Here is a 12671-nt window from a genome sequence, read left to right on the forward strand (position 1 = left end):
ATACCACATTTCGTATTGTCGTGGAATGCTACCACGCAGCATTCGACATCGATGCCCGATAGTGGCACACTGTCATTATGCCGTCACAGAAGCGAACTTGCGGTGGACGCGCCTTGGACGGCTGCAATCGAGGAAACCATGAAAGGGAGAACCAATCATGTCTCTTGCATCCCATCTTGATGAGCTGCAGCGGAAACACGGCGACATCGAACGCGAAATCGATGATGCGATGAACCATCCATCGGTCGACGACCTCGAAATCGTGAATCTCAAGCGGCGCAAGCTGGCACTCAAGGACGAGATTGAAAAACTGAAGGCGAAACCGACCAAGCACTGACGCTCTTCTACAGCGCCGGCGTCCTTTGGGCGCGCAAAGGACGCTGTAGCCCTTCTGATTTGGCGCATGATCCCAGCGAAAATCGATTCCGATTTTCGGAATCATGCGCGGGGATAGTTGCGCCGCTTTCGGCGCGACCTTTCCGGTGGCAGCCATGCCGCCGGAGCGTTCCCTTGTTTTGTTCCGGCGACGTGGACAGGAAAGATGGCTTGCCAGCCGTCTTCCTGTTATCGATTCGGCAGGTCTGCCTGCCTGTCGCCATTGACAAGCCATCTTTGCTCCTCCACCTCATGCCCGGACCTTCTACAGCGCCGCGCGTCCTTTCGGACCCGCAAACGACGCTGTATTTTGATTTTTGCGCATGATTGTTTCCGGAAACCGATTCCGGAATTCGGAGCCAACAAAGGGCAGCCGGCCATGACCGGATATTTTTCCTCTCCCTTCCCGCGCCGCACCTCGGTCGGTGTCGATGTCGGCGGCGTGATGGTCGGCGGGGGTGCCCCTGTCGTCGTCCAGTCGATGACCAACACCGACACCGCCGATGTCGACCAGACAGTCGCTCAAGTTGCGGCGCTACATCGCGCCGGCTCCGAGATCGTGCGCATCACCGTAGACCGCGACGAGAGTGCTGCCGCCGTGCCCGCCATCCGCGAGCGGCTCGGACGGCTCGGCATCAACGTGCCGCTGGTCGGCGATTTCCACTATATCGGCCACAAGCTGCTTGCCGACCATCCGGCTTGCGCCGAGGCGCTGGCCAAATACCGCATCAATCCCGGCAATGTCGGCTTCAAGGACAAGAAGGACCGGCAGTTCGCGGCGATCGTCGAGATGGCGATCCGGTACGACAAGCCGGTGCGCATCGGCGTCAACTGGGGGTCGCTCGACCAGGAGCTTCTGACCCGGCTGATGGACGACAACCAGCGGCAGGGCTTTCCGCTGACCGCGCAGGAAGTGACGCGCGAGGCGATCGTGCAGTCGGCGATCCTATCGGCCGAAATGGCCGAGGAGATCGGCCTTGGCCGCGAGAAGGTCATCCTGTCGGCCAAGGTCAGCGGCGTGCAGGATCTGATCGCGGTCTACACCGAGCTTGCCACCCGCTCCAACCACGCGCTGCATCTCGGCCTCACCGAGGCCGGCATGGGTTCGAAAGGCATCGTCGCCTCGTCCGCGGCGATGGGCATCCTGCTCCAGCAAGGCATTGGCGACACGATCCGCATCTCGCTGACACCGGAGCCGAACGGCGACCGCACGCGCGAGGTGCAGGTGTCGCAAGAACTCCTGCAGACCATGGGGTTCCGGCAGTTCGTGCCGATCGTCGCCGCCTGCCCCGGCTGTGGCCGCACGACCTCTACCGTGTTCCAGGAACTCGCCCAGAATATCCAGGCGGATCTGCGCAAGAACATGCCGGTGTGGCGTGAAAAATACCCCGGCGTCGAGAACCTCAAGGTCGCGGTGATGGGTTGCATCGTCAACGGTCCGGGTGAATCCAAGCATGCCGATATCGGCATTTCGCTGCCCGGCACCGGCGAGACGCCGACGGCGCCGGTGTTCGTCGACGGCAGCAAGGCGGCGACGCTGCGCGGCCCTTCGATTGCCGCCGACTTCGAAAAAATGGTCGCCGATTATATCGAGCAGCGGTTTGGGCAACCCGGCAAGGCTGCGGCGGAGTAGGTCGATGCGGCGCTTCCGCTGGGCGACGCCGATTTTGCTTGGTGGATTGGTTTTGCTTGGTGGGCTGGGCTGGGCGACAGCCGCCCACGCCGATCCGCCGCGCCCCGCCAAGCAGCGGCTGCTCGACCGTGTTTGCAACTTGATCGAGGCCCAGGCGGATCAAAACGGCCTGCCCAAGGATTTCTTTGCCCGGCTGATCTGGAAGGAAAGCCGCTTCGATCCCAATGCGGTCAGTCCGGTCGGCGCCGAAGGCATAGCCCAGTTCATGCCGGGCACCGCCAAGATACGCGGTCTCGCCAATTCCTTCGATATCGAGCAGGCCATCCCCGCCTCGGCAAAATATCTCGCCGAAATGAAAACCGGCTTCGGCAATCTGGGCCTGGCGGCCGCCGCCTACAATGCCGGTGAAAGCCGGGTATCGCGCTGGCTGAGTTCCGGTGGCTTCCTGCCGATGGAGACCGAAAACTACGTTCTGGATATCATGGGCGAGCCGGCCGACAGGTTCACCGACACCGCCTATACCGGCACCATCCAGCCGCTCGACAAGAAAGCGAGCTTCGCGGTCGCCTGCCGCAAGCTGCCGGTCATCAAGTCCCAAACCGTGGCCATGGCGTCGATCAACATCAAGCCGTGGGGCGTGCAGGTCGCCGGCAATTTCCGCCGCGCCGCCGCGCTCAATCAATGGACTGGTGTGAAGCGCCGGTTTCCGGCTTTGCTTGGCGGGCATAATCCGGTGGTCAGCCGGGTGCGCTCGCCGATCGGCAGGCGCGGCATCTATGCGGTCCGGATCGGCGCCGACTCCAAAGCCAAGGCCGACAACATCTGCCAGAAACTGCAAAGCGTCGGCGGTGCATGCATTGTCGTGCGGAATCGGTAGGGTTACCGACTGATTGGCCGCCAACCGCCGAAGCTGTGCTTTCATTTCACGAATTCTGCTGATCCATGGCTCGAGCTATAGGCCCACGATGATCGACCGTCTCTACAGCGATCCCGATCTCGTCCAGTTCTACGATATCGAGAACGAAGGCGGCGTGGACTTCTACTATTGCGTCGGCTTTGCCAAGCATGCGGGCTGCGTTCTCGACCTCGGCTGCGGCACCGGACAATTGGCCGCCGCGCTCGCCGACCGGCGCAGGGTGGCCGGCGTCGATCCGGCGCCGGCGATGCTCGATATCGCCCGCCGCAGAGCCGGCGGGCAGAGGGTCGACTGGGTCGAGGCCGATGCGCGAAACGTCCGGCTCGGACGACGCTTCGATCTGATGCTTTTGACCGGGCACGCCTTCCAGGTGTTCCTCACGCCAGAAGATCGAAAGGCGGTGCTTCGCACGATCGCTGCTCATCTGGCTCCCGATGGGCGCTTCATCTTCGACACGCGAAATCCAGCCACGGAGGAATGGCTCGAGTGGACGCCGGAACGGTCGCAACGGGAACTGAGTCATCCCGGATTGGGCACGGTAAGAGCGTGGAACGATTTCCGCCACGATCCCGCTACCGGTGTCGTCACTTACTCCACCCATTACGAAATTCCCGACAGCGGGCGGGTGCTCAGCGCCGAATCGAAAATCGCCTTCCCGACAAAGGAAAGCCTTGCGCAGATGCTGGACCAGACCGGGCTGGTCGTCGAAGAATGGCTCGGCAATTGGCGTGGCGAGCCATACGCTCCGACATCGCCCGAAATCATTCCGATCGGCCGGCTGCGCTAGCCCGGACGTTGCTCCTTGAGCGGTTCCTCATCTTTTGACCGAATCAGCACGCGGACAATCCGAAGGCATAACCGGCCAATCGCGGCGCTGCGCTGGCGACGTGCCCACCGATGCAGTTCGTGAGCATCGCGCAGGTTTGGCTGTTCTGAACGCATTGCACCTCCTCATTGGTATTTTTGAATGCTGAGGAGGAAATCCATATTATGTAGTGCTTGCGCCGATAATCTGTGATAAATTCCGTTTATCTGTGACGAAATGGAATAGATCACATGGACCGGCAAGAAACGATGGGCGTGTTCCTGTCGGTTGTCGAGGAAGGCGACTTCTCGGCGGCGGCGCGCCGGCTGCGGATGGCCCCCTCGGCCGTCAGCAAAATTGTAGGTCGCCTGGAATCCCGTCTCGGCGTGCGCTTGCTGCAACGCTCGACGCGGCGCATCAGCTTGACGGCGGAAGGCAGCACCTATGCCGACAGCGCTCGCCGTATCCTGAGCGACATCAAAGAGGCTGAAATCGCGATTCAACCCGGCGCAGAACCGCGCGGCCGGCTGCGCGTCAGTCTTCCGAGCGCCTTCGGCCATCGTTTGATCGTGCCGTTGTTGCCGGCTTTCATCGATCGCTACCCGGCCATTGAGCTCGAGCTGATGTTTACAGATGCGATCATTGACCTGTTGGCTGAGGAGACGGATGTCGCCGTGCGTGTTGCCGCCCAGAGCGATTCCAGGCTGGTGATGCGGCGGCTGGCGCCCAATCACCGTGTCATTTGCGCGTCAGCTCGGTATCTCGAAAAACACGGCACACCGATGACGCCAGGCGACCTTCAACATCATACATGTCTCGGCATCACATCACGCGGCGGCCTCAACATCTGGGAATTCGACGGCCCGGACGGTCCGCAAAGCATGCGTATCCGCAGCCCGATAGAGGCCAACAGCACCGAAGCCCTGCGCCGGCTGGCGCTCGCCGGTGTCGGCATCATCCGCATGTCGGAGATATTGGTCGGGCCGGACATCAGGGCAGGCAGGCTGACCGCATTGCTCACCGGATACAATCATCATGACGGACCGCCAATCTGCGCTGTTTATCCGCCTGGTCGAATTCTGTCGCCGCGTGTGCGGGTGTTCGTGGATTTTCTGGCCGAACAGTTCACCAACCCTCCTTGGCTACATGGCGCGCCGTAAGACGTCGGGAGTACAGTTGGAACAGCGTCAGCTGTTGCGGGCCGCCACGAATTTCGCTGCCTGCTTCAGAAGCACGGCGTCTTCGCCATAGGGATGAAGCAAGGCGTGGGCCTGGTCGACGAGGCCTTGAAGCTGGTCCCGCGCCCAGTTCGCGCCGTGCAGTGCCACCAGCGTCGCCTTGCCGGCGGCGGCATCCTTGCCGGTCGCCTTGCCCATCTGGTGCGCATCCGCCGTCAGATCGAGCAGGTCGTCGGCAAGTTGAAAAGCAAGCCCGATCGCCGAGCCGAATTCCGCCAGTCTTTCACGGTCGGCCGCTGCCGCGCCGGCAAGGATTGCGCCCGCCTCGCAGGCGAAGCGGATCAACGCGCCGGTCTTCATCGCCTGAAGCCGGATGATGCCGGCTTCGTCCGGCCTGATACGCTCGGCTTCGAGATCGAGCATCTGGCCGCCGACCATGCCGCCGGCTCCGGCGGCGCGGGCCAGCGCCAGCACCAGCGCCGCCCGTCGCTCGGCCGGCAGCATCGTCGCTTCGTCGGCAATGATGTCGAAGGCGAGCGCCAGCAAGGCGTCGCCGGCGAGGATGGCGGTCGCCTCGTCGAAGGCCTTGTGCACGGTCGGCTGGCCGCGGCGCAAATCGTCGTCGTCCATGGCCGGCAGATCGTCATGGATCAGCGAATAGCAATGCACGCATTCGAGCGCGGCCGCCACGCGCAGCGCCGCCTCGCCGTCGGCGGAAAACAGCGCGGCGCTTTCCATGACCAGGAAAGGGCGCAGGCGCTTGCCGCCGTTCAGCACGCCGTGGCGCATCGCCTCCATCAGACGCTGCGGCCGCGCGATCTCGCCTGAAAGCGGGCGGTCGCCGAGCAGCTGCCTGAGCAGCGCCTCGATCGGCCCTGTGCGTGCGACAAGCGCTGCCTCGAACGGTATTTGATCGTCTTTCGTCATGCCGGGGACGGGTAGCCGACACTCAGACGTTGCGCAAGAAGCCAAGCGCCATTATGCCGGGGCAGGGAGCAGCATGGATTGAGCGGCTTGGCGGAACCGATCGTCGATCACGAAACCGAAGGGCTGGACATGGTGAGGCCGAAACGCGGCAACCGCATCGGTCTCAAACGTTGGCCCCGGCACTGGGTCCGGCGCGGTATCACCTTCGCCGTCGTGCTGGCGCTGATGCCGGTGGTGTTGACCTTTCTCTATCTGCCGCCGTTCGTGCATCCGGTATCGACACTGATGCTGAAGGATCTGGCGACGTTTTCCGGCTATGACCGGCGCTGGGTCTCGATCGACGATGTGGCGCCGGCGCTTGCGAATTCGGTCATCATGTCGGAGGACGGGCAGTTCTGTTTCCATCGCGGCATCGACCTTGGCGAGTTGAGGGGCGTCGTCGACGATGCCTTGGCCGGGGAGATGACGCGCGGCGCATCCACCATTACCATGCAGACGGTGAAGAACCTTTATCTGTGGTCGCGGCCGCTGGGCTCGGTCCGGAAAGTCGTCGAGCTGCCGCTGGCCGTCTATGTCGACATGGTGATGTCGAAACGGCGCATCATGGAAATCTATCTCAATATCGCCGAATGGGGGCCGGGCATCTATGGCATCGAGGCCGCCGCCCAGCACCATTTCGGAGTTTCGGCAAAACGATTGTCGCGTCGCCAGGCGGCACTGCTTGCCGTCACCTTGCCGAACCCGATCGCACGCAACCCGGCGAAACCCGGACCGGGACTGAGACGGCTGGCCGCGCTGATCGAGCGGCGCGCGGGTCGGTCCGGCGCCTATGTCGGCTGTCTGCGATAGCTTAAAAAATTTCGCGACGGCGCTGGCCAAAACTGCGCAGGGCGTGTATAGGCACCCGACTTTCTCAGATTCCGGCCCCTGACGCGGCCCTTTCACGAGGGCAGCCGGGGCATTTTGACCATGTAGTGGAGCATATCCATGGCCGTACCGAAACGAAAAACCTCTCCGTCGAAGCGCGGCATGCGCCGTTCGGCCGACGCCTTGAAGGCCCCGACTTATGTCGAGGACAAGAATTCCGGCGAGATGCGCCGCCCGCATCATATCGACATGAAGACCGGCATGTATCGCGGTCGCCAGGTTCTGGAACCGAAGGAAAGCTGAAACAGCTTTCGACGGTTTGTGACTATCGAAGGACCGGCCATTGCGCCGGTCTTTTTGCATTGTGCGCAGATGATCGCCCACCGGATCATCTTCGAAAAGCCCAGCGGCCATGCCGGATGGCGGCCGGGCCGGCTGGCACTGTTATTTCGCACGGTCTTTGTCCGTGTTCGCGGTCACGTACGAAATTTCTTGACGGCGAACGCCGAGCGCATACTAGAGAAGGCTGTCCAACCGGAGCCGCCTGATGTTCGGTGCCATCCCGCTGCTGATCGTGCCCTTCGTCCTCTATAATCTCGGGCTTCTGGGAATATTCGGCGGCGGCGACGATCCCTGGGCAAGCGAAATGTTCTCGATCCGCATGATGTCGGGCGGGGTGTTCTCGATGACGCTCGGCGATCTGATCGTGCTGATCGGGCTGATCCTCTTCTTCATCGAAATCGTGAAATCGACGCGCACGTCAAACGCGTCGGTCATGGACCACCTGTTGTCGACCTTCGTCTTCGTGGCGTTCCTGGTCGAGTTCCTGCTGGTGAAGGGTGCGGCGCACTCGGTCTTCTTCACGCTGATGGTCATCGCACTGGTCGACGTCCTGGCCGGTTTCTCGGTGTCGATGCGGGCGGCCACTCGTGACATAAACGTGAACTAGAGGCCCGGCCTTAGCCTGGATCGGCGGTGAAGCCAGCCGTCTTGATGCCCGCGGTGGCGGCTGCTTTGAATCAGCGCATGATCTTTTCCGGAAACCGATTCCGGCTTCCAGTGTCATGCGCAAGGAACCAGCTCTATTTTTTCTTGGCGCGCGGCTTCTTTGCCGGAGCAGCAGGCGCATTGGCGAGGTCTTCCGCTTCCTTGGCGAGGCGCAGCGCCCTCAGTTTGTTGGTCTTTATCTGGCGGGCGTCGCTCTCGGCGACATATTCCGCCATCGCCTTCTGACGAACCGTGGCTGCCTCTTCCTGCTTCTTGAAACGCAAATCGGCCCGCGCGCGGGCAGTATCCTTAGAGTTCTCAACCAAGGGCTTTTTCCAATCCCGTAAATTATAGCTTTCAATCCCTTTAATAGCAGAGCCGGTCTGCGATGGGGAAAATAAGTTTGTCAGGCGTCAGGATCGCACCCGGCGCCCGGCGCCTTTCGGGCGACAACCGCCTCGTACCCAGCCTGCAAACTCGCACGCACGGTGGCATCCGGCGGCGTGTTGGAAGGCGTGCCCAGATGTTCATGGCGCAGTTCGTCCATGAACTTTTCCCACATCGGCGGGCCGCCCTTTTCCAGAAGCTCGGCGCGGATCGAGAGTTCCTCGCTGACCGGCAGCCAGACGCGACCCCAGGCGCCGAGATGCGCCAGGATCGGCACCAGCGTTATCGCCATTTCGGTCAGGCTGTAGATCGCCTTCTGCTTGTGGGTGGGATCGTCGGCCCTAGTCAGCATGCCGAGTTCCATCAGCCGCTTCAGCCGATCGGCGAGGATGTTGGAAGCGATGCGTTCCAGAGATCCGTTGAGCAGGTCGCGAAAGTGGCGTTTGCCGCCGAAAATCATGTCGCGAAGAATGATCAGGCTCCACCGGTCGCCAAACACTTCAAGCGACAGGTTGATCGGGCACCCAGACCGGCGATCGATGCTCATGCGATTCTCCGAAGAAACCGGTTGCATTATCATATCAGTTTTATTATCGTGCAACTGATTGCAAAACGCAATCAGTTTATAGGGAGGAGAATGCGATCATGATGAAGGCTGCGGAACCCGAAATCGCGTCCCAGACGTTTGGCGACCCCGCGCACCCATCGGTGCTGCTGATCATGGGCGCCATGGCTTCGATGCTCTGGTGGCCGGAGGCGTTCTGCCGGACACTGGCCGGCAAGGGTCTGTTCGTGATCCGCTATGATAATCGTGATACCGGCCGTTCGATCAAATATGCGCCGGGCGAGCCGCCGTACACATTCGACGACATGGCGGACGACGCCATCCGCGTTCTCGACGGCCATGGCGTCGCGAAAGCGCGTGTGGTCGGCATGTCGATGGGCGGCATGATCGCGCAGCTTGTGGCGCTGAAATATCCGTCGCGGGTCGTCTCGCTCACGGCGATCAGCACTTCTCCTGTAGGAATCGACACGTCGCATCTGCCTGGCACGACCGAGGCTTATATGAAGCATTCGGCCGAAGGCGCGAAGGTCGACTGGTCTGACCGAGCCCAGGTGATCGACTTCATCGTCAAGGACGCGCACGCGATCGCAGGCACCGCGCATCCCTTCGACGAGAAGCCAACGAGGGCCTTCGTCGAACAGGACTGCGACCGGTCCGGCGGTTTTCTAAGCGCGACCAATCATTTCATGCTCAAGGGCGGGGAGGACTGGAAGGGGCGGCTGGGTCAAATGACGGCGCCGCTCCTCGTTATCCACGGCACCGACGATCCGATCTTTCCGGTCGAGCATGGCGCCGCTCTCGCCGAAGCGGTTGCCGGCGCGAGGTTTGTCCGTATCGAAGGCGGCGGCCACGAACTCCATCCCGACGATTGGACCACGATCGTTGATGCCATCGTCGCCCATAGCCAAGGCCAGATAAGCGCGGAGCCGGACCTTGACACACCATCCAATAGTTAAGTAATCGCTTCAGTGTTTAGCTCTGTAAACCATGCAGCGGCGAACCACCAAGGGAACGAGCAAAACGATGTCCTTGACGATGCATCTCCATCCGCTGGCCTCCTTCTGCTGGAAGCCGCTGATCGCGCTCTATGAGAACGGCACGCCGTTCACGTCGGTCGTCGTCGATCTCGGCAATGAACAGTCGCGCGCGGCGTTCCTGAAATTGTCGCCGGCGGGCAAGATGCCGATGCTGCGCGATGAAGCGCTGGACCGGACGGTGCCGGAATCGACGATCGTCATCGAATATCTCAACGCGTATTATCCCGGACCGGTCGAGCTGATCCCTGCCGATATCGATCTCGCCCGCCAGACCCGCCTCGCCGACCGCTTCTATGACTTTTACGTGCAGCACCCGATGCAGAAGATCGTCAGCGACCGCCTGCGGCCGGAAGGCAAGACCGATCCGTTCGGCGTCGAGGAGGCGCGCGCCCAGCTGCGCAGCGCCTACGCCATCATCGAACAGGACATGCAGTCGAGGACATGGGCGATGGGCGAGGCCTTCACGATGGCCGATTGCGCCGCCGCCCCGGCATTGTTCTACGCCAACAAGGTCGAGCCGTTCGGCGACAAATATCCGGCGGTGAGACGCTATCACGACCGGTTGCTGAAACGCCCGTCTGTCGCCCGCGTGATCGAGGAAGCGCAGCCCTATTTCAAGCTCTTCCCCTACAACAACGGCTAAGCCCGATGCAGGATACCGCCCAGCTCGACCTGATGTTCCAGGCGCTCGCCGACCCGGCGCGGCGGCACATGGTGGAGCGGCTGTCGTGCGGCCCCGCCTCGGTAAGCCAGTTGGCCGAGCCGCTGGCGATGTCGCTGTCGGCGGTCGTCCAGCACCTGAACGTGCTCGAGGCGAGCGGTCTCGTCCGCACCGAAAAGCTCGGCCGGGTGCGCACCTGCCATATCGAGCCGAAGGCGCTGAGGACCGCCGAACACTGGATCAACGAACGGCGCCTGGCCTGGGAACAGCGGCTCGACCGACTCGGCGCCTTTCTCGCGGAAACCAAGGACGAAACTGAAGGAAACTGAGGGGGCCAACATGAGCGAACGCTCCGTCGTCCATTCGACCATAGTGCTCGAACGCAGCTACGACGCTTCGCCGGCGCGGGTGTTCGCCGCCTGGTCCAATCCCGCCGCATTGCAGCGCTGGGGCTCGCCCGGCGAGGGGTGGGAAAGCAGCATTGACTGCTTCGAGTTCCAGGTGGGCGGCATTGCGCTCAGCCGTTTCGGGCCCGAGGGTGGCGAGAGTTATGTGAACGAGACGCGCTACCTCGACATCGTGCGCGACCAGCGTATCGTCTCGGCTGGTGGCATGACCAGCAGCGGCCAGCGATCGTTTGTCGGCCTGCTGACGGTTGAATTCAGTCCAGAAGGCACAGGCTGCCGGCTGGTGATGACCGAGCAAAGCGCCTTTCTTGACGGCCATGATCAGCCCGAAAACCATCAGGCTGGCTGGAGCCAGATGCTCGACAACCTGCGGGTGGAATGCGCGTGAGCGCCGCAGCCTGAGCCAAAGACCAGCAGAATCGGGAGGACAGTATGAAACTCTACTGCGGCATTGGCCCGAATTCCTACCGCGTTCGCATCTTCATGGCTGAGAAAGGCATCGACGTTCCGCGGGTTGAAGTCGACCTGACAAAAGGCGAGCACAAGGCGCCGCAATTCCTTGAGCTCAACTCACTAGGCCAGGTTCCCGTGCTCGTGCTCGATGACGGGACGGTGATCACCGAAAGCATCGCCATCTGCCGCTGTCTGGAGGCGCTTCATCCAACGCCGGCACTGTTCGGCTCAGACGCGGTCAGCCAAGGCAAGGTCGAGATGTGGAACCGCCGCGCCGAGATCGAGATCTTCGGAACGATTGGCAGCATCGCCCAGCATTCCGATCCCATGTTTGCGGAGCGGCTCGTGCAGTTCCCGGCTTTCGCCGAAACGCAGCGCGAGGCCGTTCCGGCAAAGTGGGCGTGGCTTGACCGCGAGATCGCCGATGGCCGCCCGTTCATCGCCGGCGACCAGTACTCCGTCGCCGACATCACCGCCGCCGTCGCAGCGTGGCTTGGCGCCTTCTTCGGCGCCGACATTCCGGACGCGCTCGTCAATGTCCATCATTGGCTCGACCGTGTTCAGAAACGTCCAAGCTGGAACGCTTAGGCCGATGCCCGACACTGTTCCAATGGGACGATGTGCGGCTCAACGCCAGCACCTGAATCCAAAGGAGCTTTCGCCATGCCTGTCAAAAGCAGATCGGACCTGATCCACAGTTACTTCGCCGCCTACCAGGCCAACGACCGCAGCGTCATTGAGGCGGTGCTGACAGACGATTTCACCTTCACCAGCCCCTATGACGACGCCATCGATCGCGCGACTTACTTCGCGCGCTGCTGGCCGAACAGCACGCTGTTCAAGTCGATCGCCGTCGAGAGGATTTGCGAGGACGGCAACGGTGCTTTAGTTCTCTATCGCTGCGAAACGCTCGACGGCAAGGTCTTCCGCAACACCGAATTACATTCGTTCCAGGACGGTAGGCTGCACAGCGTCGAGGTCTATTTCGGCGCTACCTACAAGGACGGCGTTTTCGTCCCGCAACAACCATTGAGCTAGCTCATCGGCCTGACGAGGACGGAGCAGTGTGCCTTTCTCGACAGCCATGATGATCTCGGCACCCGCAAGCAAGCATGGCACGGGCGAGCTGCTCGACGCGCCTGGTGCGCTACTGGCAAAGACGCGACGGCGCATCTCAGTTTCCGGGCGAGCCAAGCTGCTCTGCATCCCAGAACTGGTCGAGCCAGATGTTGAGCTTCAGGAAGCCGGCATTGCTGACCGTGTAGACGCGCCTTGTCCCTTCCGGCTTGGCGTTGACCAGTCCGGCATCGAGCAGCACCTTTAGATGCTGGGAAACAGCCGGGCGCGAGACTGGCAACCCGGCGGCCAGTTCGTTGACGGTCTTCGGGCCGCGCCGGAGCTCTTCCAAAAGATGGCGCCGGTTGGGATCGGCAATCGCCATGAAGGCGTCAGAAAACATCATGCCTTATTTGT

Annotated in this window: 18 protein-coding genes; 14 read left to right on the forward strand and 4 right to left on the reverse strand. The window is 61.9% G+C overall.

The genetic code is table 11. The features are described from left to right. The first annotated feature begins 157 nt into the window (after window positions 1-157). From BQ8482_RS25890 to BQ8482_RS25910, 5 genes are all read left to right on the forward strand, one after another. Window positions 158-337 carry a YdcH family protein gene (locus tag BQ8482_RS25890; protein WP_095495322.1) on the forward strand — a complete coding sequence of 60 codons (180 nt, stop codon included), beginning with the start codon at window positions 158-160 and terminating at the stop codon, window positions 335-337. A gap of 417 nt (window positions 338-754) precedes the next feature. Then, the gene (gene ispG / locus BQ8482_RS25895; protein WP_123150294.1) at window positions 755-2008 is read left to right on the forward strand and encodes a flavodoxin-dependent (E)-4-hydroxy-3-methylbut-2-enyl-diphosphate synthase; all 1254 of its coding nucleotides are present in this window, start codon (window positions 755-757) and stop codon (window positions 2006-2008) included. A gap of 4 nt (window positions 2009-2012) precedes the next feature. Next, window positions 2013-2885 (forward strand): lytic transglycosylase domain-containing protein, encoded by an 873-nt coding sequence (locus tag BQ8482_RS25900; RefSeq protein ID WP_123150183.1) that lies wholly within the window; start codon window positions 2013-2015, stop codon window positions 2883-2885. 88 nt (window positions 2886-2973) lie between these two features. After that, window positions 2974-3711: a class I SAM-dependent methyltransferase gene (locus tag BQ8482_RS25905; protein ID WP_123150184.1), complete on the forward strand. Its 738-nt coding sequence runs from the start codon at window positions 2974-2976 to the stop codon at window positions 3709-3711. Window positions 3712-3980: 269 nt separating this feature from the next. Further along, a complete protein-coding gene (locus BQ8482_RS25910) occupies window positions 3981-4889 on the forward strand; it encodes a LysR family transcriptional regulator (RefSeq protein ID WP_123150185.1) in 909 nt (302 codons plus the stop codon). 27 nt (window positions 4890-4916) lie between these two features. On the opposite strand, the gene BQ8482_RS25915 is transcribed toward BQ8482_RS25910, so the two are convergent. After that, entirely contained in the window at window positions 4917-5834 is a 918-nt protein-coding gene (locus BQ8482_RS25915; RefSeq protein WP_123150186.1) for a polyprenyl synthetase family protein, read from the reverse strand. 78 nt (window positions 5835-5912) lie between these two features. Between BQ8482_RS25915 and BQ8482_RS25920 the strand changes: the two genes are divergently transcribed. From BQ8482_RS25920 to BQ8482_RS25930, 3 genes are all read left to right on the forward strand, one after another. Continuing rightward, window positions 5913-6683, forward strand: a complete 771-nt coding sequence (locus BQ8482_RS25920; protein ID WP_123150187.1) for a biosynthetic peptidoglycan transglycosylase — start codon at window positions 5913-5915, stop codon at window positions 6681-6683. A gap of 138 nt (window positions 6684-6821) precedes the next feature. Continuing rightward, complete coding sequence (gene rpmF, locus BQ8482_RS25925; protein WP_029348751.1) at window positions 6822-7004, forward strand: 50S ribosomal protein L32; 183 nt, start codon at window positions 6822-6824, stop codon at window positions 7002-7004. Window positions 7005-7248: 244 nt separating this feature from the next. Next, window positions 7249-7650 (forward strand): hypothetical protein, encoded by a 402-nt coding sequence (locus tag BQ8482_RS25930; RefSeq protein ID WP_095495317.1) that lies wholly within the window; start codon window positions 7249-7251, stop codon window positions 7648-7650. A gap of 133 nt (window positions 7651-7783) precedes the next feature. On the opposite strand, the gene BQ8482_RS25935 is transcribed toward BQ8482_RS25930, so the two are convergent. Next, entirely contained in the window at window positions 7784-8014 is a 231-nt protein-coding gene (locus BQ8482_RS25935; RefSeq protein ID WP_095495316.1) for a hypothetical protein, read from the reverse strand. A gap of 80 nt (window positions 8015-8094) precedes the next feature. Further along, window positions 8095-8622: a winged helix-turn-helix transcriptional regulator gene (locus BQ8482_RS25940; protein WP_123150295.1), complete on the reverse strand. Its 528-nt coding sequence runs from the start codon at window positions 8620-8622 to the stop codon at window positions 8095-8097. A gap of 98 nt (window positions 8623-8720) precedes the next feature. Between BQ8482_RS25940 and BQ8482_RS25945 the strand changes: the two genes are divergently transcribed. From BQ8482_RS25945 to BQ8482_RS25970, 6 genes are all read left to right on the forward strand, one after another. Then, the gene (locus BQ8482_RS25945; RefSeq protein WP_123150188.1) at window positions 8721-9596 is read left to right on the forward strand and encodes an alpha/beta fold hydrolase; all 876 of its coding nucleotides are present in this window, start codon (window positions 8721-8723) and stop codon (window positions 9594-9596) included. Between the two features lie 67 nt (window positions 9597-9663). Next, complete coding sequence (locus BQ8482_RS25950) at window positions 9664-10320, forward strand: glutathione S-transferase family protein (protein ID WP_123150296.1); 657 nt, start codon at window positions 9664-9666, stop codon at window positions 10318-10320. 5 nt (window positions 10321-10325) lie between these two features. Then, window positions 10326-10667 carry an ArsR/SmtB family transcription factor gene (locus tag BQ8482_RS25955; protein ID WP_123150189.1) on the forward strand — a complete coding sequence of 114 codons (342 nt, stop codon included), beginning with the start codon at window positions 10326-10328 and terminating at the stop codon, window positions 10665-10667. A gap of 10 nt (window positions 10668-10677) precedes the next feature. After that, complete coding sequence (locus tag BQ8482_RS25960; protein ID WP_123150190.1) at window positions 10678-11133, forward strand: SRPBCC family protein; 456 nt, start codon at window positions 10678-10680, stop codon at window positions 11131-11133. A 44-nt stretch (window positions 11134-11177) separates the two neighbouring features. Further along, window positions 11178-11786 carry a glutathione S-transferase family protein gene (locus tag BQ8482_RS25965; RefSeq protein ID WP_123150191.1) on the forward strand — a complete coding sequence of 203 codons (609 nt, stop codon included), beginning with the start codon at window positions 11178-11180 and terminating at the stop codon, window positions 11784-11786. Between the two features lie 75 nt (window positions 11787-11861). Then, window positions 11862-12236 carry a nuclear transport factor 2 family protein gene (locus BQ8482_RS25970; protein WP_123150192.1) on the forward strand — a complete coding sequence of 125 codons (375 nt, stop codon included), beginning with the start codon at window positions 11862-11864 and terminating at the stop codon, window positions 12234-12236. A gap of 136 nt (window positions 12237-12372) precedes the next feature. On the opposite strand, the gene BQ8482_RS25975 is transcribed toward BQ8482_RS25970, so the two are convergent. Then, window positions 12373-12660: an ArsR/SmtB family transcription factor gene (locus BQ8482_RS25975; protein WP_029348743.1), complete on the reverse strand. Its 288-nt coding sequence runs from the start codon at window positions 12658-12660 to the stop codon at window positions 12373-12375. Window positions 12661-12671 lie beyond the last annotated feature (11 nt).

The organism is Mesorhizobium delmotii (assembly GCF_900149755.1).
GTDB lineage: Bacteria > Pseudomonadota > Alphaproteobacteria > Rhizobiales > Rhizobiaceae > Mesorhizobium > Mesorhizobium delmotii.